Annotated in this window: 19 protein-coding genes; 13 read left to right on the plus strand and 6 right to left on the minus strand. The window is 68.8% G+C overall.

Features of this window, described 5'->3' with window-relative positions:
* Position 1 precedes the first annotated feature (1 nt).
* Genes ehuC through A6B37_RS02365 form a run of 4 tightly spaced genes read left to right on the plus strand, consistent with a single transcriptional unit; the run spans position 2 to position 3,256 of the window.
* Complete coding sequence (gene ehuC, locus A6B37_RS02350; protein ID WP_111824792.1) at positions 2 to 655, plus strand: ectoine/hydroxyectoine ABC transporter permease subunit EhuC; 654 nt, start codon at positions 2 to 4, stop codon at positions 653 to 655.
* Positions 652 to 1,323: an ectoine/hydroxyectoine ABC transporter permease subunit EhuD gene (ehuD, locus tag A6B37_RS02355; protein WP_111824793.1), complete on the plus strand. Its 672-nt coding sequence runs from the start codon at positions 652 to 654 to the stop codon at positions 1,321 to 1,323. Before ehuC ends, ehuD begins: the two co-directional genes overlap by 4 nt.
* The gene (gene ehuA, locus A6B37_RS02360) at positions 1,320 to 2,090 is read left to right on the plus strand and encodes an ectoine/hydroxyectoine ABC transporter ATP-binding protein EhuA (RefSeq protein WP_102772146.1); all 771 of its coding nucleotides are present in this window, start codon (positions 1,320 to 1,322) and stop codon (positions 2,088 to 2,090) included. The genes ehuD and ehuA overlap by 4 nt, the downstream gene beginning before the upstream one ends.
* Positions 2,091 to 2,143: 53 nt before the next feature.
* Complete coding sequence (locus A6B37_RS02365) at positions 2,144 to 3,256, plus strand: NADH:flavin oxidoreductase/NADH oxidase (RefSeq protein ID WP_102772145.1); 1,113 nt, start codon at positions 2,144 to 2,146, stop codon at positions 3,254 to 3,256.
* Here the strand turns inward: A6B37_RS02365 and A6B37_RS02370 are convergent.
* Complete coding sequence (locus A6B37_RS02370; protein ID WP_111824794.1) at positions 3,253 to 4,362, minus strand: maleylacetate reductase; 1,110 nt, start codon at positions 4,360 to 4,362, stop codon at positions 3,253 to 3,255. The two genes, A6B37_RS02365 and A6B37_RS02370, sit on opposite strands and share 4 nt — an antisense overlap.
* 116 nt (positions 4,363 to 4,478) lie before the next feature.
* Here A6B37_RS02370 and A6B37_RS02375 point away from each other — a divergent pair, with 116 nt between their 5' ends.
* Positions 4,479 to 5,429 carry a LysR family transcriptional regulator gene (locus A6B37_RS02375; protein WP_102772143.1) on the plus strand — a complete coding sequence of 317 codons (951 nt, stop codon included), beginning with the start codon at positions 4,479 to 4,481 and terminating at the stop codon, positions 5,427 to 5,429.
* Here the strand turns inward: A6B37_RS02375 and A6B37_RS02380 are convergent.
* The 3 genes from A6B37_RS02380 to A6B37_RS02390 all read right to left on the minus strand — a co-directional run bounded on the left by A6B37_RS02380 (position 5,426) and on the right by A6B37_RS02390 (position 7,283).
* Positions 5,426 to 6,052, minus strand: a complete 627-nt coding sequence (locus A6B37_RS02380) for a dUTPase (protein WP_246842417.1) — start codon at positions 6,050 to 6,052, stop codon at positions 5,426 to 5,428. The two genes, A6B37_RS02375 and A6B37_RS02380, sit on opposite strands and share 4 nt — an antisense overlap.
* A 114-nt stretch (positions 6,053 to 6,166) precedes the next feature.
* Positions 6,167 to 6,631: a hypothetical protein gene (locus A6B37_RS02385; RefSeq protein ID WP_111824795.1), complete on the minus strand. Its 465-nt coding sequence runs from the start codon at positions 6,629 to 6,631 to the stop codon at positions 6,167 to 6,169.
* A gap of 13 nt (positions 6,632 to 6,644) precedes the next feature.
* Positions 6,645 to 7,283 (minus strand): DedA family protein, encoded by a 639-nt coding sequence (locus tag A6B37_RS02390; protein ID WP_102772140.1) that lies wholly within the window; start codon positions 7,281 to 7,283, stop codon positions 6,645 to 6,647.
* A gap of 118 nt (positions 7,284 to 7,401) precedes the next feature.
* On the opposite strand from A6B37_RS02390, the gene A6B37_RS02395 reads away from it, so the two are divergent.
* Entirely contained in the window at positions 7,402 to 8,442 is a 1,041-nt protein-coding gene (locus tag A6B37_RS02395; RefSeq protein WP_111824796.1) for a metal-dependent hydrolase, read from the plus strand.
* Positions 8,443 to 8,461: 19 nt separating this feature from the next.
* Here A6B37_RS02395 and A6B37_RS02400 read toward each other — a convergent pair whose 3' ends face one another.
* Both A6B37_RS02400 and A6B37_RS02405 read right to left on the minus strand, forming a co-directional pair.
* A complete protein-coding gene (locus A6B37_RS02400; protein WP_111824797.1) occupies positions 8,462 to 9,349 on the minus strand; it encodes a nucleotidyl transferase AbiEii/AbiGii toxin family protein in 888 nt (295 codons plus the stop codon).
* A complete protein-coding gene (locus A6B37_RS02405; protein ID WP_246842351.1) occupies positions 9,337 to 10,392 on the minus strand; it encodes a type IV toxin-antitoxin system AbiEi family antitoxin in 1,056 nt (351 codons plus the stop codon). Before A6B37_RS02405 ends, A6B37_RS02400 begins: the two co-directional genes overlap by 13 nt.
* Before the next feature lie 245 nt (positions 10,393 to 10,637).
* Here A6B37_RS02405 and A6B37_RS02410 point away from each other — a divergent pair, with 245 nt between their 5' ends.
* The 7 genes from A6B37_RS02410 (at position 10,638) to A6B37_RS02440 (ending at position 16,156) form a co-directional block, all read left to right on the plus strand.
* Complete coding sequence (locus A6B37_RS02410; protein ID WP_111824799.1) at positions 10,638 to 11,405, plus strand: IclR family transcriptional regulator; 768 nt, start codon at positions 10,638 to 10,640, stop codon at positions 11,403 to 11,405.
* A gap of 31 nt (positions 11,406 to 11,436) precedes the next feature.
* Complete coding sequence (gene pepE / locus A6B37_RS02415) at positions 11,437 to 12,141, plus strand: dipeptidase PepE (protein ID WP_102772136.1); 705 nt, start codon at positions 11,437 to 11,439, stop codon at positions 12,139 to 12,141.
* On the plus strand, positions 12,138 to 13,067 hold the full coding sequence (locus tag A6B37_RS02420) for a DUF1177 domain-containing protein (RefSeq protein ID WP_102772135.1): 930 nt from the start codon (positions 12,138 to 12,140) through the stop codon (positions 13,065 to 13,067). The genes pepE and A6B37_RS02420 overlap by 4 nt, the downstream gene beginning before the upstream one ends.
* Complete coding sequence (locus A6B37_RS02425) at positions 13,064 to 13,762, plus strand: AroM family protein (RefSeq protein WP_102772134.1); 699 nt, start codon at positions 13,064 to 13,066, stop codon at positions 13,760 to 13,762. Before A6B37_RS02420 ends, A6B37_RS02425 begins: the two co-directional genes overlap by 4 nt.
* 72 nt (positions 13,763 to 13,834) lie before the next feature.
* On the plus strand, positions 13,835 to 14,821 hold the full coding sequence (locus tag A6B37_RS02430) for a tripartite tricarboxylate transporter substrate binding protein (RefSeq protein ID WP_102772133.1): 987 nt from the start codon (positions 13,835 to 13,837) through the stop codon (positions 14,819 to 14,821).
* Between the two features lie 140 nt (positions 14,822 to 14,961).
* Entirely contained in the window at positions 14,962 to 15,249 is a 288-nt protein-coding gene (locus A6B37_RS02435) for a zinc ribbon domain-containing protein (protein WP_111824800.1), read from the plus strand.
* 13 nt (positions 15,250 to 15,262) lie between these two features.
* Positions 15,263 to 16,156 carry a cation diffusion facilitator family transporter gene (locus tag A6B37_RS02440; RefSeq protein WP_102772131.1) on the plus strand — a complete coding sequence of 298 codons (894 nt, stop codon included), beginning with the start codon at positions 15,263 to 15,265 and terminating at the stop codon, positions 16,154 to 16,156.
* Positions 16,157 to 16,225 lie beyond the last annotated feature (69 nt).

Here is a 16,225-nt window from a genome sequence, read left to right on the forward strand (position 1 = left end):
CATGCAGCTGATCTTCGAGCATTTCGCCGAGCTGGCGCCGCCGCTGCTGGAAGGCCTGGGCGTCACGCTGCAGGTCATGGCGGGCGCGGTGGTGCTGGCCGTCCCGCTGGCGCTGGCCGCGGGCATCTGCCGCTTGTCGAGTCTGGCCCCGGTGCGCTGGATCGCCTCGATCTACGTGGAGGTGTTCCGCGGCACGTCGGCCCTGGTCCAGCTTTTCTGGTTCTATTTCGTGCTGCCGCTGTTCGGGGTGCAGCTGCCGGCCATGCTGGTGGGCATCGTGGTGCTGGCGCTCAACGCCGGCGCCTACGGCGCCGAGGTGGTGCGCGGCGCGATCCGCGCGGTGCCGCCGGGCCAGCGCGAGGCGGGCATCGCGCTGAACCTGACGCGCGCGCAGATCATGCGCCGCATCGTCGTGCCGCAGGCGGTGCCGGCCATGCTGCCGCCGGCCGGCAACCTGCTGATCGAACTGCTGAAGAACACGGCGCTGGTGTCGCTGGTCACCATTACCGACCTGACGTTCCGCGGCCAGCTGCTGCGCAGCGAAACCCTGCGCACCACCGAAATCTTCACCCTGATGCTGCTGCTGTACTTCGCGGTGGCCTTGCTGATCACGGCCGGCGTGCGCCTGCTGGAGCGGAGGGTCCGGGTCCGATGACACCGATATTCGACTGGTCTTTCGCCCTGGAAATCCTGCCCACCCTGGGCTCCGCCCTGGTCGTCACCATCCAGGCCACGCTGCTGGGCATGCTGGTGGCGGTCACGCTGGGCCTGGTGCTGGCCATGCTGCGGCGTTCGCGCCTGCACATCGTGTCGCTGCCGGTCGGCTTCGTGATCGAGTTCGTGCGCAGCACGCCGCTGCTGGTGCAGATGTATTTCCTGTTCTACGTGCTGCCCCTGACCGGCGTGCGCATGTCGCCGCTGGCCACCGGCATTCTCGCGCTGGGCCTGCACTACGCGACCTATTGCGCCGAGGTCTACCGCGCCGGCATCGAGGCGGTGCCGCGCGGCCAGTGGGAGGCCGCCACCGCGCTCAACCTGTCGCGCTGGCGCACGGCGGTCGACGTGGTGCTGCCGCAGGCCATACCGCCCGTGGTGCCGGCGCTGGGCAACTACCTGGTGGCCATGTTCAAGGACACGCCGCTGCTGTCGGCCATCACCGTGGTCGAGCTGCTGCAGCAAAGCAAGATGATCGGCTCGGCCACGTTCCGCTACACCGAGCCGCTGACACTGGTGGGCCTGCTGTTCCTGGCGCTCAGCCTGGTGGCGGCCTGGGGCGTGCGCGGCCTGGAGGCCCGTTTGCAACGATATGGAGGAAGGCGATGAGCGCCAGCGTAAGCATCAAGAACCTGCGCAAGCAGTACGGCGACCTGGAGGTGCTGCGCGGCATCAACCTGGAGATCCCGGCCGGCCAGACCGTGGCCGTGATCGGGCCGTCGGGCTCGGGCAAGTCCACGCTGCTGCGCGTGCTGATGACGCTGGACCGCCCCAGCAGCGGCGAGATCGAGATCGACGGCGTGCCCATGTGGACCGACGCCCAGGGCCGGCCGGTCGGCCCCAACTCCGAGCACCTGCGCAAGGTGCGCGGCAAGATCGGCATGGTGTTCCAGCACTTCAACCTGTTCCCTCACATGACCGCGCTGGGCAACGCCATGGAAGCGCCGCTGCGCGTGTTGGGCATGTCGCGCGACCAGGCCCGCGAGCGCGCCGTGGAGTACCTGGAAATGGTGGGGCTGGGCGACAAGCTCGACGTCTATCCCGCGCAGCTGTCGGGCGGGCAGAAGCAGCGCGTGGGCATCGCGCGGGCGCTGGCCATGTGCCCCGGCATCATGCTGTTCGACGAAGTCACCTCGGCGCTGGACCCGGAACTGGTCGGCGGCATCCTGCAGATCCTGCGCGACCTGTCGGCGCGGCGCAGCATGACCATGATCATCGTGACCCACCAGATGAAGTTCGCCGAACGCAGCTCGGACCGCACGCTGTTCTTCGACGCCGGCAACATCGTCGAGGACGCGGAGTCGTCGGTGCTGTTCAGCCAGCCGCGCGAAGAACGCACGCGCCAGTTCCTGGACTCCGTGATCGAGGGCCAGTAGGGCTGCGGCGCAGGCGGTATGCTGTGGTATCCCCTGACACGGAGGTTCCTCGCATGTCCCTGCTTTTCAGCCCCGCCGCCATCGGCAACCTGGAACTGGCCAACCGCATCGTCATCGCGCCCATGTGCCAATACTCGGCAGAACAGGGCCGGGCCGTCGACTGGCACATGATCCACCTGGGCCACCTGGCGCTGTCCGGCGCCGGGCTGATGTTCATCGAAGCCACGGCGGTCGAGCCGGAGGGCCGCATCTCGCCCGGCGATCTCGGCCTGTGGTCCGACGACACCGAGGCCGCGCTGGGCCGCGTGGTGGCCGCCGTACGGCGCCATTCGCCGATCAGGCTCGGCATACAGCTCGGCCACGCGGGCCGCAAGGCCTCCAGCGAGGCGCCCTGGAACGGCGGTCAGTTGGTCGCGCCCGAGGCGGGCGGCTGGCAGCCCTGGGCGCCTTCGGCCCTGCCGCACGGCGCGGCCGAGCCGGCGCCCCGGGTCCTGGACCAGGCCGGCCTGGCGCGCGTGCGCGAGGCCTTCGTCGACAGCGCCCGCCGCGCGCTGCGCCTGGGGCTGGACGCGATCGAGCTGCATGCGGCGCACGGCTATCTGCTGCACCAGTTCCTGTCGCCGCTGGCCAACCGTCGCGACGACGCCTACGGCGGCTCGCTGGAGAACCGCATGCGCTTCCCGCTGGAGGTGTTCCAGGCGGTGCGCGAAATCACGCCGCGCAATGTGGCGCTGGGCGTGCGCGTCTCGGCCACGGACTGGGTCGAAGGGGGCTGGGACCTGGAGCAGACCCTGGCCTTCGCGCAGCAGCTCAAGGCGCGCGGCTGCGAGTTCATCGACGTGTCTTCCGGGGGCGTGTCGCCGCAGCAGAAAATTCCGGTCGGGCCGAACTACCAGGTGCCGTTCGCCGAGCAGATCAAGCGCCAGGTGGGCATGCCCACCATCGCCGTCGGCATGATTACCGAGGCGCAGCAGGCCGAGGACATCCTGGCGCAGGGCCAGGCCGACATGGTCGCGCTGGCGCGCGGCATGCTGTATGACCCGCGCTGGCCCTGGCATGCCGCCGCGCAGCTCGGCGGCCAGGTCGCCGCGCCGCACCAGTACTGGCGCTCGCAGCCGCGCGACCAGAAAGCGCTGTTCGGCGAAACCCGCTTCGGCGCGCGCTAGCGGCCGGCCGCGTCGGGCCGGCGGCCTTCGTAGGCGTCCTGCAGCAAGGCGCGCAAGGCCGCGCGTTCCAGCGGACGCGGGTTGGGATAGGGCGTGCGCAGCGCGATGTCGCAGGCCTGGTCCAGGTCCTGCTCGCGCATGCCGATCTCGCGCAGCGCCGTGGGCGCGCCCAGCGAGCGGGCCAGGTCGTACACGCCCTGCGCGGCGTCGGACGCGCCCAGCGCGGCGGCGATGCGCTGCATCGCCTGCGGCGCGGCCGACGCGTTGTAGGCCAGGGCATGCGGCAGCACCACGGTATGCACCTCGGCGTGCGGCAGGTTGAAGCTGCCGCCCAGCGTATGGCAGAGCTTGTGGTGCAGGGCCATGCCCACACTGCCCAGCACGGTCCCGCAAAGCCAGGCGCCGTACAGCGCGTCGCCGCGCGCCGCCTGCAGGGCCTGGCCAGCCGCGCCGCCGCAGATGACGGGCAGCGCCCGGGCCAGCGCCCGGATGCCTTCCTGCGCCATCAGGTCCATGATGGGATTGCCGTCGGCCGAGTACAGCCCTTCGGCGGCGTGGGCGATGGCGTTCATGCCGCTGGTCGCGCTCATCGCCGCCGGCAGCGACATGCTCAGTTCCGGGTCGTAGACCACGCTGCGCGGCAGCACGCGCTCGTCCTTGCCGGTCTTTTTCAGGCCGGCTTCGGTGATGCCGTAGATCGGCGTCATCTCGGAACCGGCGTAAGTGGTGGGCACCGCGATCACGGGGAGGCCAGCCTCCAGCGCGATGGCCTTGCCCAGTCCGATGGTGGAGCCGCCGCCCACCGCCACGGCGCAATCCGCGCCATGCTCGCGCGCCGCCTGGCGCGCCTGGCGCGCGACCTCGATGGGCACGTGCATCGCCGCCTGGTCGAATATGCCGGCGACGCGGTCGGCGCCGAGCAGCGCGGCCACGCGCTCGGCCTGGGCGCGCTGCGGCGCGGTGCACAGCACCAGCGCCCGCCGCAGGCCCAGCGCGTCGAGCTCGGCCGCCAGACCTTCCAGGCTGCCCGGGCCGAAGACCACGCGCTGCGCGCGGCTGGTGTAGACGAACGGCGAGACGGCGTTCGGGTAAGCGGTGTCGGTCATTGCGGTTCCTATTTTTGTGCAAATTGCCAAACTGCGGCCATGCACGCTATCGTAAGTGCCAGCGCCAGCAGGAAAGCACGCGCCACACGCCAAAGCCTTTTGCGCCATATGCACAAATGAAAGCCGTCAAATTCGCCGAAAACCTGTCGATCTTCGTCGACGTCGCGCGCGCGCAGAGCTTCTCCGAGGTGGCGCGCCGCCGCGGCATGGTGGCCTCGTCCGTGGCGCGCCAGATCGGGGCGCTGGAGTCCGAACTGCAGGTGCCGCTGTTCCTGCGCTCCACCCGCGCCCTGGCCCTGACGGAGGCTGGCGAAGTGCTCTACGAGCGCGCCGTGAAGATCCTGCACGACATGACGGAGGCCCGTTCCGAGGTCATTTCGCTGGAACAGAGCGTCCAGGGCCAGCTGCGCGTGAGCTGCCTGCCTGCTTTCGCGCGGCGCTACGTGGTGCCCATGCTGCCGCGCCTGGGCCTGCGCCATCCGCAATTGCGCGTGGAACTGGAGCTGACCGAGCGGGTGGTGGACCCGGTGGTCGAGCGCATGGACGTGGTGGTCAGGGTGGGGCAGCAGCCCGACAGCAGCCTGATCGGGCAGCGCATCGGCAGCCACCGCTACCTGATCTGCGCGGCGCCGTCCTATCTGGAGCGGCACGGCGTGCCGCGCACGCTGGCGGACCTGGCGCGCCACCGCCTGATCGACCGGCGCCACAGCACCAGCGTGCGCGGCTGGCGCGAGGTGGGCGGCGGGCTGTGGGCGCAGGACGCCCGCTTCGTGCTCGAATGCGACGATTGCGACGCGCGGCGCCAGGCCGCGCTGGAAGGCCTGGGCATCGCGCTCATGCCGAACTGGTCGGCCGGCCCGGACATCGGCGCCGGCCGCCTGGTGCAGCTGGCGCTGCGGGACGCCGTGCCGGCGCCGGACAGCGGCATTTATCTGTTGCGGGCCATGCCGCGCGCCAACGCCAGGATACGCGCCTTCACCGAAGCGCTGCGCCAGCAGGTGGGTTCGCCGTCGGTGTGGGACGTCGCGATCGATTCGGTGGCGGGGCCCGTGGCCCGCAGCGCCTAGAGAGCGGCGTAAGCCTGTTCCAGCCGGGCCTGCAACTGTTCGGCGAAATCGGCCTGGGCCGGGTCCAGCGCCGACATCAGCCGCGCCAGCACGACGTTGTCTTCTTCGCCGTTCCAGATCTTGACGTAGGTGCCTTCCTTGTAGCCGTGGCGCTGGCGGAAGATGTTCAGCACGTTCTTGGAAACGTACTGCGTGTAGGCGTCGTTCCAGCTCATTTCGCAGGCCGTCATGGCCTGCTCCAGCACCTTGAAGCTGGCGCGCCCGCACACCGCCAGGCCGCCGATCAGTTCGAGCAGCTCGGGCACGTTCAGCGTGTCCAGCGCGTAGGCCTTGCCGTCCAGCGACACCGAGGCCGGCCCGGCCAGATCGGCCACCAGCGCGTCGGCGGCCTGCCCGGCGCTACCGCCGGCCGCGACGATGGTGTGCGACAGATAGAAGTGCAGGATGTCCACCAGTTCCATCTGCACCTGGGGCAGGTCGATGGTCTGCTTCTTCCACCATTTCCAGCCGTAGTGCTCCAGCGCCTCGGCCGATTCGACGAAGGCGGCCCGCAGGAAACGGGCGCCGCCGTTGACCCAGTCCGGATTGATCATGCTGTTCAAGTGGTCCTGCAACTTGAGCATCGTGGCCGCCTGGGCCTGGTTCAATCCGACTACGTTATTCACTTTCACTCCGGGTTCGTGGGGTCTGTTGGACAGCGGCGGAAATGTTAGCACCATTGCCGCCGCGTCCCGGCCTCACGCGCTACCGTCCTTGCGGTACGCGGAGGTCTTCAAGGGCGGCAGCTTGGCCAGCGGCGGCCGGCGCGGATTGCGCGCGCCGGCGGCGGCCTTGAACAGCATCACCGCGAAGAAAACCAGGAAGGCCGCGGGCATCAGCTCGTCCAGGTCGAACTGCGGGCTGCGCAGCACCTGGAACACGATGCGCGCCGCCGCCCAGCCGGCCAGCACGCCGCCTATGGTCAGGATGATGCCGATCTTGCGCTGGCGCGCGCGCCGCGCCAGCGAGTCCGCGGCGGGGTCTTCCTGGCCGGCGGGGGCGGCCGCCGCGGGCTTGCGCGCGGGCGTGGGGAAAGGTTCGGACAACTGGCCGGCGTCGACGCGCTCGGCCTCGACCCTGCCGCGCGCGGCGCCGCCGGCGCGCGTCAGGTTTTCGATATAGCGCACGAAATCGCCGTCTTTCGGCTCGCCATCGATGGCCATGGAGCTCTCCGGTTCAGTTGCCGCGGCGCTGGCGAGCCGGCACGCGGCGTTTGCGCAGCATGGCCACCAGCAGGCCGCCGCCCAGCAGCACCGACAGGCCGGCGCCTATCATCATGGCGATCTGCTGCGCGTTGTCCGCCGTGCCCAGGCTGCGCGCCGTGATGTAGCCCGGCGCCAGCATCAGCGGCAGCCACAGCGCGGCGGAAATGACATTGGCCAGCTGGAAGCGGCCGTGGGCCATGCCCATCACCCCGGCCACCGTGGGAATGGTGGAGCGGATCGGGCCCAGGAAGCGGCCGACCAGCACCGAAGCGAAACCGTAGCGGTAGAAAAACAGGCGGGCGCGCGCGACGCCGGAGCGCTGCTGCTTCAGCGGCCAGCGGCGCAGCACGTTCGGCCCGGCCCAGCGGCCCAGCCAGTAAGACAGCGCATCGCCCACGATGGCCCCGGCGATGCCCCAGGCCAGCACGATCCACGGGCTCAGCGTACCCGCGCCGATCAGCCCGCCGGTCAGCAGCATCAGCGCGGTGGCCGGGATGAAGAGGCCCACCAGCACCAGGGACTCGCCCAGCGTCAGCAGGAAAGTGATCGGACCCGCCCATGCCTGGTTGGTCTCGATGAACGCGGCGATCTGGTCGATGTATTGGTCCACGTATAGGCTCACAAAGGCAAACTTGAAAATAAGCTGAATGCAATCGGGTATCTTAACGCCTGCAAGAGCGGACGCGCAGGCCCTAGTCCGTACGGTTGAAGTCTACAGTCAGGGAATTATGGATTCGGTTACGCAAGCGGTGCTGGGCGCCGGAATACAGGGCGCGCTGATGGGACGCTTCCAGGGACGCCGGGCGCTGATCTACGGCGCGGCCCTGGCCACCGTGCCGGACCTGGACGTGCTGATGAGCTACCCCGACCCGGTCTCGCTCATGACCTACCATCGCGGCTTCTCGCATTCGGTCTTCGTCCTGACCGGCCTGGCCGCCTTGCTCGCCTGGCTGATCCGCAAATACTGGCCGCAGGCGCCCTACAGCGGGCAGCGGCTGTTCCTCACCTTGTGGCTGGTGCTGGTCACGCACCCCGTGCTGGACGCGTTCACCGTCTACGGCACCCAGCTCTTCTGGCCGCTGGCGCGCATACCGGAAAGCTGGTCCGCCGTCTTCATCATCGACCCCATCTACACCGTGCCGCTGGCCGCCGGCGTGCTGGTGGCGATCGCCTGCGGCATGACCCGCGGCGCGCGCCGCCTGCTGGCCGCCGCCCTGGTGTTCAGCACCGCCTACCTGGGCTTCGGCCTGGCCGGCCGCATGGCCGCCGAGCACCGCGTGCGCGAAGCCATGCAGGCCCGGGGCATCGCCGTCACCGACCTGCGCGCGGTCAACATGCCATTCAACACCCTGGTATGGCGCGTCATCGCCAAGACCGCCGACGGCGACTATTACGAATCCGTCAGCAGCCTGTTCGACCGCGACCCGCCGGAATGGCTGCGCCAGCCGCTGAACCTGGACCTCGGCCAGGCCCTGGCCGGCGTGCCGCTGCACCAGCGGCTGCGCTGGTTCACCGACGACTGGCTGCGCTACGACGCCATCGGCGACGCCCTGGTCGTCACCGACCTGCGCATGGGCGTGGCGGGCCACTACACCTTCCGCTTCAAGATGGCGCAGCGCGCCGCCGACGGTGGCTGGACGCCGGTCACTCCGTCGAGCTGGCCCACCGCGCGCGGTGGCTGGGCCGAATTGAAACTGGTGCTGGCGCGCATCCTGCACGAACAACCGCCGCTGCCGCTGGCGCAGTGGGCGGAGATGGCGGAGCGGTAGGGAAGGGGCCGTCGGTCTTTCATCGGATCGGCGGACAATTTCGCCTCATCCCAAGAGCGCGCAACCACGCGTCCACTTGTCCGAAAGCGTCCTGCTGCCACTGATCCGCGGTACGTTCGCCCAACACTTGCGTATTCTCGACAAAGCGACGTACGCACGTCGGTCCGAAGCCATCGACCGCATCGAATTTTTCGGCGATGTAAGCATAGCCCGCTACAGCGCTTGCATGGTCCAGCAACGGGCGGCAATGCTCTGCCAGAATCTCGGCGCCGCCCGAATAATTGCGTATGCAGTAGTAGATGTCGTAGGCATCTTTCTGTTTGTAGCGGCCTTGCAAGGCGTGGCCCTTCATCGCAAGCAGGGCAGGGATCGAGCAGACGGCAATTTCGACGCGATTCGTCCCGCCGTTGGGCATCGGCCCAGTGATGGCGACCATTTGGTAGAAGCGCAGGGCGAGGTCTGCGCCGTCGGCGCGCTGTACCGCGAAATCGCTGATCAATGGCGGGGTGTTTTTCACGATTCCGGCATCCCTGGGCATCAGGAAATCGATCACGATGTCGATGGGAGACGCTTCATCTTCCGTCTGGAGCCGGCGCACGAGTTGAAACCGCTTGAGCCCGTTGCGCTGAGCGTATCCGTGCCCTTGCAGTGCTTCGACCAGGCGGGCGTATTCACCGTCTCCGAGCGCTGCGGCGTTCAGGCCCAGATCTATGTCCAGGGTGCCGACGTGAGGCATGTCTTCGTTGCCAAGCAGCAGCCAGGGTACGGCGCCGCCGACGACGGCAAATCGCCCTTTGAAGCTGCCAAGAATCTGGCCGATTTCGATCAGGACGGATTTGACGGCGGTTGTCGTGCGGTCGTCATACTCGCTGGCATGCTGTGCTTCTCCGGGCGTCAATCCTGCCATTGCAGCCATTCCTGTCGAAGATGGTCGGCGGCCTCCTGACCGCGTTCGCCCGATGCGGCAAGGTCCAGATAGGTCTGGACCGGGCTCGTGCAGACTACACCTGGCGCGGGCTGCACCGTGTCGCGGAACAGTCCTGGATCGTCCAGCACCGTCACCATCACGTTTTCCCCTTTACCCGCGGTGGACAGTTTCAGGCTCGTGCGTAGGAATTCAGCGCCAGCTGCATCGGCATAGAAATACTGAGTGCCGGTCCGTCCGAACGGCGCCAGCCACTGGGCGGCCGAAAACGACGCGAGCGCGATGTGCCCACTCCTCGCGGAAGGCTGGCCCCGCAGGGCCACATCGAACGCCTGGCCGTGCAATGCGGTGTAGTAGGCATGGCGGCTGCCCATCGGCGGTTCGTATGCCCTGCGCCACGCGTCGAGCAGCGTGTCGGGGGCGTTTAGGTACATGCCGTCGCCGGATAAGCCGGCCCATTCCCGATCCAGCAGTGCCGTGCGCACGTTGCTGACGAGGCCCAGGCTCACCCCTGCGGCCTGCGCCAGAGGGGCGACCCGCCAGGCCAGCGAGGGTTTGCGCAGCATGATCTTGAGCACCTGGGCCGACTTGGGCTTGAACAGCGAACGCAGCGCGCGCCGCTCCACGGGCGGTTTCGCCGCAGATTGGCGCGACAGGAAAAAGGTGCCGAACGCCAGGCGCGCATTGCCTTCCAGGTCGAGATAGGCGACATCGAATCGCCGGCACAGATCTTGAGCCTGAGAGGACAGGTAGGGGGCGATCAGGATCGGCGTCATCGGGTCGGGCTGCCTGCGCACGTGATCCTGCAGCGACAGCAAGGCAGCACGCACATGCCGGGGCTGGCCGCTGGGAATTACGGCAGCCGCCAACCTGTGGCGTTGCCCGAAGGCCGTCAGGTGAACAAGGAGGTCGATGGCAGAGCGGGCGGCGTGCGCGCCTACGCGACGCACGTCCACACGTTCGATTGCGGCAACCTCGGCCAGCAATTGGGCAAGCGCTTGTTCGGCGGAGGGCAGGATGTTCACCAGGCTCGGCATTCCAGCGGACCTCAAAGTGGCTCTCCCTACGCAGTGTCTTCATGTTTTCACCAAAAATCAAATTTTCAGCAATCGTTGAAATCGAATTCACTGATGAAATCTCATGAGATTCCAAGGGCGGCTATGGCAAGCGCGGCATAGGCCCGTATTCGCATCTGTATTGACCGCCATCCACCCCGTGCTTTATTCTTGTTCGTCTATTAGGAACTTGAGTTCCATAATTCGGAACCAATATGAGCATTCTCGACGGAGTCCAGCGCGTCTTGTCGCTGTATGCGGACGGCGCGACGGAATTGAGCTTCACCGATGTGGCGGCGCGCCTTGCGCTGCCCAAGAGCACGGCTTCGCGCCTGCTCAACCAGATGCAGCATTACGGCCTGCTGGACCAGGACCCCGCCACGCGCCGCTACCGCGCAGGGGCCTTGCTGGCCCAGGCGGTGCGCGCCGGCATGGCGGCCACGCCGCTCGATGACGCCTGCCGCGCCGTGCTGGCGCGCCTGTCCGACGAAAGCGGGCTGACCGCCTATCTGTCCACCCTGAACCAGCGCGAGACCGTGGTGCTGCAGCGCCTGAACGGCTCGCACCCGGTGCAGGTGCTGTCTTCGCCCGGCTCGCGCCGCGCGGCCTCGGGCACCGCCATGGGCCGGGCGCTGCTGTCGCGCCTGAGCGATGCCGAGTTCCAGGCGCTGTACGGCGCCGACCCCGGCCAGTCGCTACCCATGGAGGGACGCGATTGCCCCGCCACCGTGGGCGAACTGGCCGGCCTGGTGGCGCAGGTCCGCGCCGACCGCTGCGGCGTCGCCATCGACCAGGCCATGCCCGGTATCGGCGCGGTGGCCGCGGCGCTGCGCGATCCCGCCACCGGCGAGCTGCGCGGCCTGTGCCTGTCCTTCGTGTCTTTCCAGGTCGACGCCGAGCGCGTCGCGCGGTTGCGCCAGACCGTGCTCGAGCAGGTGGGGGCGCTGGGCCGCGAACTGAACGATCCCTATTGGCTAGCCTGAATCTCCAAACTTCCTTACGGAAATCGCTTTCATGAACCTCCTGCTACTCAGCAATTCCAGCAGCGACGCCGGCTATCTGGTGCATGCGCTGCCCGCCATCCGCGAACTGATCGCGGCGCTGCCGCCGGGCGCGCCGGCCGTGTTCGTGCCGTTCGCGGGCGTGACCCGCAACTGGGACGACTACACCGCGCTGGTGGTCTCGGCGCTGGCCGACACCGGCCTGGACATCCAGGGCCTGCACCGCGCCGAAGATCCGGTGGCCGCGCTGGAAGGCGCCGCCGTGATCATCGTGGGCGGCGGCAACACGTTCAACCTGCTGGGCCAGCTGCGCCGCCAGGGCCTGCTGGGCGTGGTGGCGCGCCGGGTCCGCCAGGGCGCGGCCTATCTGGGCTGGAGCGCCGGGTCCAACCTGAGCTGCCCGACCATCTGCACCACCAACGACATGCCCATCACCGACCCGCAGGGCTTCGACGCACTGGGCCTGCTGCCGTTCCAGATCAATCCGCACTACACCAACGCCCATCCGCCGGGCCACCGCGGCGAGACCCGCGCGCAGCGCCTGGCCGAGTTCTGCACCCTGAACCCGGCGATGCCGGTGCTGGGCCTGCCGGAAGGCTCCGGGCTGCGGGTGAGCGGCGGCGAGATGACCCTGATCGGCCCGCACGAGGCGCCGCTGTTCCTCGGCCAGCAGGAACCGCGCGTATTCCGCCCGGGTCCGGTGGAGGTCCAGGCATGAAGCAAGTCATCGACACGATCGAGCTGCTGTCGTCCGCCCGCGTCACCGGCGAGTCGGTGGCGCAGCGGCTGCGCGAGGCCGGCGACTGCGAAGTCGAGGTGACCCGGCTCGAGCGCGACGGCGCCGCCACCGAATTCCTTTCCATCGTCATCCCGGGCGCCGACGAGACGGCGCCGCAGCTGGGCATCGTGGGCCGCCTGGGCGGCATCGGCGCGCGCCCGGCCGTCACGGGCCTGGTGTCCGACAGCGACGGCGCGGTGGTCGCGATCGCGGCGGCTTTCAAGCTGATGGCCATGGCCCGCGAGGGCGACGTGCTGCCCGGCACGGTGCGCATCCGCACGCATATCTGCCCGCGCGCCGGCACGCGTCCGCATCATCCGGTGCCGATGATGCGCTCGCCATTCCCGATGCGCGAGATGATGTCGCATGAAGTCGATCCGCGCATGGACGCGATCCTCTCGGTCGACACTACGCGCGGCAACCGTCTCGTCAACAAGCGCGGCGTGGCGCTGACGCCGGTGGCAAAACAGGGCTATCTGCTGCGCATTCCCGAGACGATGCTGGACGTGATGGGCTGGGTCAGCGGCGAACTGCCCGTGACGCTGCCGCTGACCACGCAGGACATCACGCCCTACGAAAACGGCCTGTGGCACGTGAATTCGCTGATGCAGCCCACCATCGTCACCGACGCGCCCGTGGTGGGCGTGGCGCTGACCGCCCAGACCACGGTGCCGGGCTGCGCCACCGGCGTGACCAACGCGGTGGACGCCGACGTCGCCATGCGCTTCTGCATCGAAACCGCCAAGCTCTTCGGCCAGCGCGCCATGACGTTTTTCGACGAGGCCGAATGGGCCGCGCTGCAATCGCGCTACGGCTCCATGGCGCACCTGCAGACCGTGGGCCGCGAAACCGGAGACGCGGCATGAGCGCGCAACCGCGGCGGCGGGTGGCGTTCTTCACCATCGGGCAGTCGCCGCGCAGCGACGTGGTGCCGGAAATCGCGCCGCTGCTGGGCGCGCACGTGCAGGTCGACGAGTTCGGCGCGCTGGACGGCCTGGACGCGGCGGCGTTGGCCGCGCTGGCGCCCAAGCCGGGCGCCTACCGCTTCGCCACGCGCATGCGCGACGGCTCGCAGATCGAGCTGGACGCGGCCGCCGCCGAGGCCCGGCTGGCCCAGGTCATGAGCCAGGCCGACGCCGCCGGCTACGACGTGCTGGTGCCGCTGTGCACCGGCACGGCCATCGCGCCGATGCGCACGCTGGTGGTGGAGCCGCAGCAGGTCGTGGATCACCTGGTCGCGGCGCTGGCGCAGCACTGCCGCAAGGTGGGCCTGGTGGTGCCGCTGGCCGCGCAGGTCGACGCCTTCCACATGGCCGTGCCGCTGCCTTGCGACGTCCAGGTGGCGCACGCCTCGCCTTATGAGGCCGACGCGCAGCAGGCGGCGCGAAATTTCGAGCAGGCCGGCCGCGAGCTGGCCTCCTGTGACCTGATCGTCATGCACTGCATGGGTTACGCCGAGCGCATGCGCGCGGCCGTGGCCCAGGCGTCCGGCCGTCCGGTCCTGCTCTCCAACCGCCTCGTCGCGCAGACGCTGGCGCAAATCCTTGGTCCGGGTGTCTGACACCCAATCTCTACCCGAAGGCCTGGCGCGCCGGGCCTTCGGTGAATCAAATATCGCAGGGAGTTTTTCGTTATGTTCAGCCGTACCCTAAACCGCGCCGTCGGCGCGCTGTTCGCCGTTTCGGCGCTTGCCGCCACGCCGGCGCTGGCCGCCGACGCCTGGAAGCCCGCTAAACCCGTGCGCCTGCTGGTGGGCTTCGCCCCGGGCGGCTCGGCCGATACGCTGGCCCGCCTGCTGGCCGACCCGCTGTCGCAACGCCTGGGCCAGCCTGTCGTGGTCGAAAACCTGGCCGGCGCCGGCGGCAACATCATGGCGTACCGCTTGAGCCAGTCGCCGGCCGACGGCTACGCCATCGGTATCGGCGCCGCCGGCTCCATGGCCATCACCCACGTGCTCAACCCTAAGGGCACCAACTACAAGCCCACTGACTTCACCCCGATCACGCTGGTCGCGGTGCAGCCCAACGTGGTCATCGTGAACAAGGACGTGCCGGCCAACAACCTGGCCGAGCTGAAGGAATACTTCCAGAAGACGCCGACCGCCACCTACGGCACCGCCGGCGTGGGCATCTCCAACCACCTGATCGCCGAGACCATGCTGTACAAGCTGGGCGTGAAAGTGCCGCACGCGCCGTACCGTGGCGCGGCGCCTGTCATCACCGACCTGCTGGGCGGCCATATCGCGATGACGATGGACAACATCTCCACCGCGGCCCCGCTGGCCACGCAAGGCAAGGTCAAGGCCATCGGCGTGGCCTCGCTCAAGCGCGCGCCGCAGCTGCCCAACGTGCCCACGCTGGACGAGCAGGGCCTGAAGGGCTTCGACATGCCGACCTGGCAGGGCGTGTTCGCGCCCGCCGGCCTGCCCGCCGACGTGCTGGCCGCCTACTACGCCGCGCTGCAGGACGTGCTCAAGCAACCCGCCCTGGTCGAGAAAATGGCCGGCCTGGGTTCGGAGCCGGTCACGGGCATGACGCCCGAGCAGTTCGGCCAGTTCCTGGAGAAGGACCGCCAGCAGTGGGCGGACATCGTGAAGGCCGCCAACATCAGCCTCGATTGAACGCGAGGCGCCAGCGCTCGGCCAGCGTTCGCGCTGGCCGAGCGCCCGCCGGTTGCCACACTCCGCCCTTGACTCTGAAGCTGCTTCAGGCTTTGTCATGATGCCTGGCAATACGCCGCGATCGCGGCTCGGAGGCTGATATGGGCATACTGAAACATCTGCTGGGCGGGCGCGCCGGGCATCGCGGGTACGGCGGCCATCATGGCTATGACCGTCGCGGCGGCGGGGCCTATGGCGGCGCGCCGCAGGGCGCCGCCGTCGTCTGCAACGGTTGCGGCGCCTCCCAGGCCGCGGGCGGGCGCTATTGTTCGCAATGCGGCGTCTCGCTGGCGCCGCTGGCCTGCTCGCAGTGCCGCGCGGCCATCGCTGCCGGAGCGGGTTTCTGCGCGCAGTGCGGCACCGCCGTCGCGCCGTCGAACCAGCCTTGATCCGCGGACACCAATGAGCGATAGCCATCAGCACGGCGACGTGCGCACCTTACCCGAATCCCGCCTCTGGATCGCGCTGGGCCTTACCAGCACCTTCATGCTGGTGGAAATCGTCGGCGGGATCATGACGGGCAGCCTGGCGCTGATTTCCGACGCCATGCACATGATGACCGACGCCATGGCCCTGCTGCTGGCGCTGGTCGCGATCCGCGCGGGCCGCAAGGCGGCGGACCTGATGCGCACCTACGGATACGCCCGCTTCGAGATTCTGGCGGCGGCGGTCAATGCGCTGGTGCTGCTGGGCATCGCGTTCTACATCCTGTACGAGGCCTATCAGCGCCTGTCGGCGCCGTCGGATATCCAGTCCGTGGGGATGCTGGCCGTCGCCGTGGTTGGCCTGATCGTCAACCTGATCGCGATGCGGCTGCTGGCAAGCGCGAAGGACGAAAGCCTGAACGTGAAGGGCGCCTACCTGGAAGTGTGGGCCGACATGCTGGGCTCGATAGGCGTGATCGTCGGCGCCGTGGTGATCTGGTTCACGGGCTGGCGCTGGGTGGATTCGGCGCTGGCGGTGGGCATCGGCTTCATGGTGTTCCCGCGCACCTGGACGCTGTTGCGCGAGTGCGTGAACATCCTGCTCGAAGGCGTGCCGCCGGGCATGAGCCTGCAGGCGGTGCGCGACGCCATCGCCGGCACGGCCGGCGTGGCCGCCATCCATGACATCCACCTGTGGGCGGTGACGCAGAGCAATCCGATGCTGACGGGCCATGTGGTGCTGGAGCCGGGGGCCGACGGCGAGGCGGTGCGCCGCGCCATCGAAGACCGCCTGCAGCAGGACTTCGACCTGCACCATACGACGCTGCAGATGGAGCGTGACGACCGCTCGGCGCAGGAGCACATACACTGAGCGCGGCCGCGGCGCGGGCGCGCAAACAAAAACGCCAGGCCGCGACGCCTGGCGTTTTTTTCGAGCGCG

It is taken from the genome of Achromobacter sp. HZ01 (genome assembly GCF_003267925.1).
Classification (GTDB): domain Bacteria; phylum Pseudomonadota; class Gammaproteobacteria; order Burkholderiales; family Burkholderiaceae_B; genus Achromobacter; species Achromobacter pulmonis_A.

What these genes read in the sequence shown, in the direction of transcription:
- A6B37_RS02420 (WP_102772135.1), top strand. Translation starts at nt 12,138, where the DNA reads ATGAAGCAAGTCATCGACACGATCGAGCTGCTGTCGTCCGCCCGCGTC.
- A6B37_RS02425 (WP_102772134.1), top strand. Translation starts at nt 13,064, where the DNA reads ATGAGCGCGCAACCGCGGCGGCGGGTGGCGTTCTTCACCATCGGGCAG.
- ehuC (WP_111824792.1), top strand. Translation starts at nt 2, where the DNA reads ATGCAGCTGATCTTCGAGCATTTCGCCGAGCTGGCGCCGCCGCTGCTG.
- A6B37_RS02380 (WP_246842417.1), bottom strand. Translation starts at nt 6,052, where the DNA reads ATGCTCAAGTTGCAGGACCACTTGAACAGCATGATCAATCCGGACTGG.
- A6B37_RS02400 (WP_111824797.1), bottom strand. Translation starts at nt 9,349, where the DNA reads ATGGCAGGATTGACGCCCGGAGAAGCACAGCATGCCAGCGAGTATGAC.
- A6B37_RS02395 (WP_111824796.1), top strand. Translation starts at nt 7,402, where the DNA reads ATGGATTCGGTTACGCAAGCGGTGCTGGGCGCCGGAATACAGGGCGCG.
- A6B37_RS02410 (WP_111824799.1), top strand. Translation starts at nt 10,638, where the DNA reads ATGAGCATTCTCGACGGAGTCCAGCGCGTCTTGTCGCTGTATGCGGAC.
- A6B37_RS02375 (WP_102772143.1), top strand. Translation starts at nt 4,479, where the DNA reads ATGAAAGCCGTCAAATTCGCCGAAAACCTGTCGATCTTCGTCGACGTC.
- A6B37_RS02370 (WP_111824794.1), bottom strand. Translation starts at nt 4,362, where the DNA reads ATGACCGACACCGCTTACCCGAACGCCGTCTCGCCGTTCGTCTACACC.
- ehuD (WP_111824793.1), top strand. Translation starts at nt 652, where the DNA reads ATGACACCGATATTCGACTGGTCTTTCGCCCTGGAAATCCTGCCCACC.
- A6B37_RS02440 (WP_102772131.1), top strand. Translation starts at nt 15,263, where the DNA reads ATGAGCGATAGCCATCAGCACGGCGACGTGCGCACCTTACCCGAATCC.
- A6B37_RS02365 (WP_102772145.1), top strand. Translation starts at nt 2,144, where the DNA reads ATGTCCCTGCTTTTCAGCCCCGCCGCCATCGGCAACCTGGAACTGGCC.
- A6B37_RS02385 (WP_111824795.1), bottom strand. Translation starts at nt 6,631, where the DNA reads ATGGCCATCGATGGCGAGCCGAAAGACGGCGATTTCGTGCGCTATATC.
- A6B37_RS02435 (WP_111824800.1), top strand. Translation starts at nt 14,962, where the DNA reads ATGGGCATACTGAAACATCTGCTGGGCGGGCGCGCCGGGCATCGCGGG.
- pepE (WP_102772136.1), top strand. Translation starts at nt 11,437, where the DNA reads ATGAACCTCCTGCTACTCAGCAATTCCAGCAGCGACGCCGGCTATCTG.
- ehuA (WP_102772146.1), top strand. Translation starts at nt 1,320, where the DNA reads ATGAGCGCCAGCGTAAGCATCAAGAACCTGCGCAAGCAGTACGGCGAC.
- A6B37_RS02430 (WP_102772133.1), top strand. Translation starts at nt 13,835, where the DNA reads ATGTTCAGCCGTACCCTAAACCGCGCCGTCGGCGCGCTGTTCGCCGTT.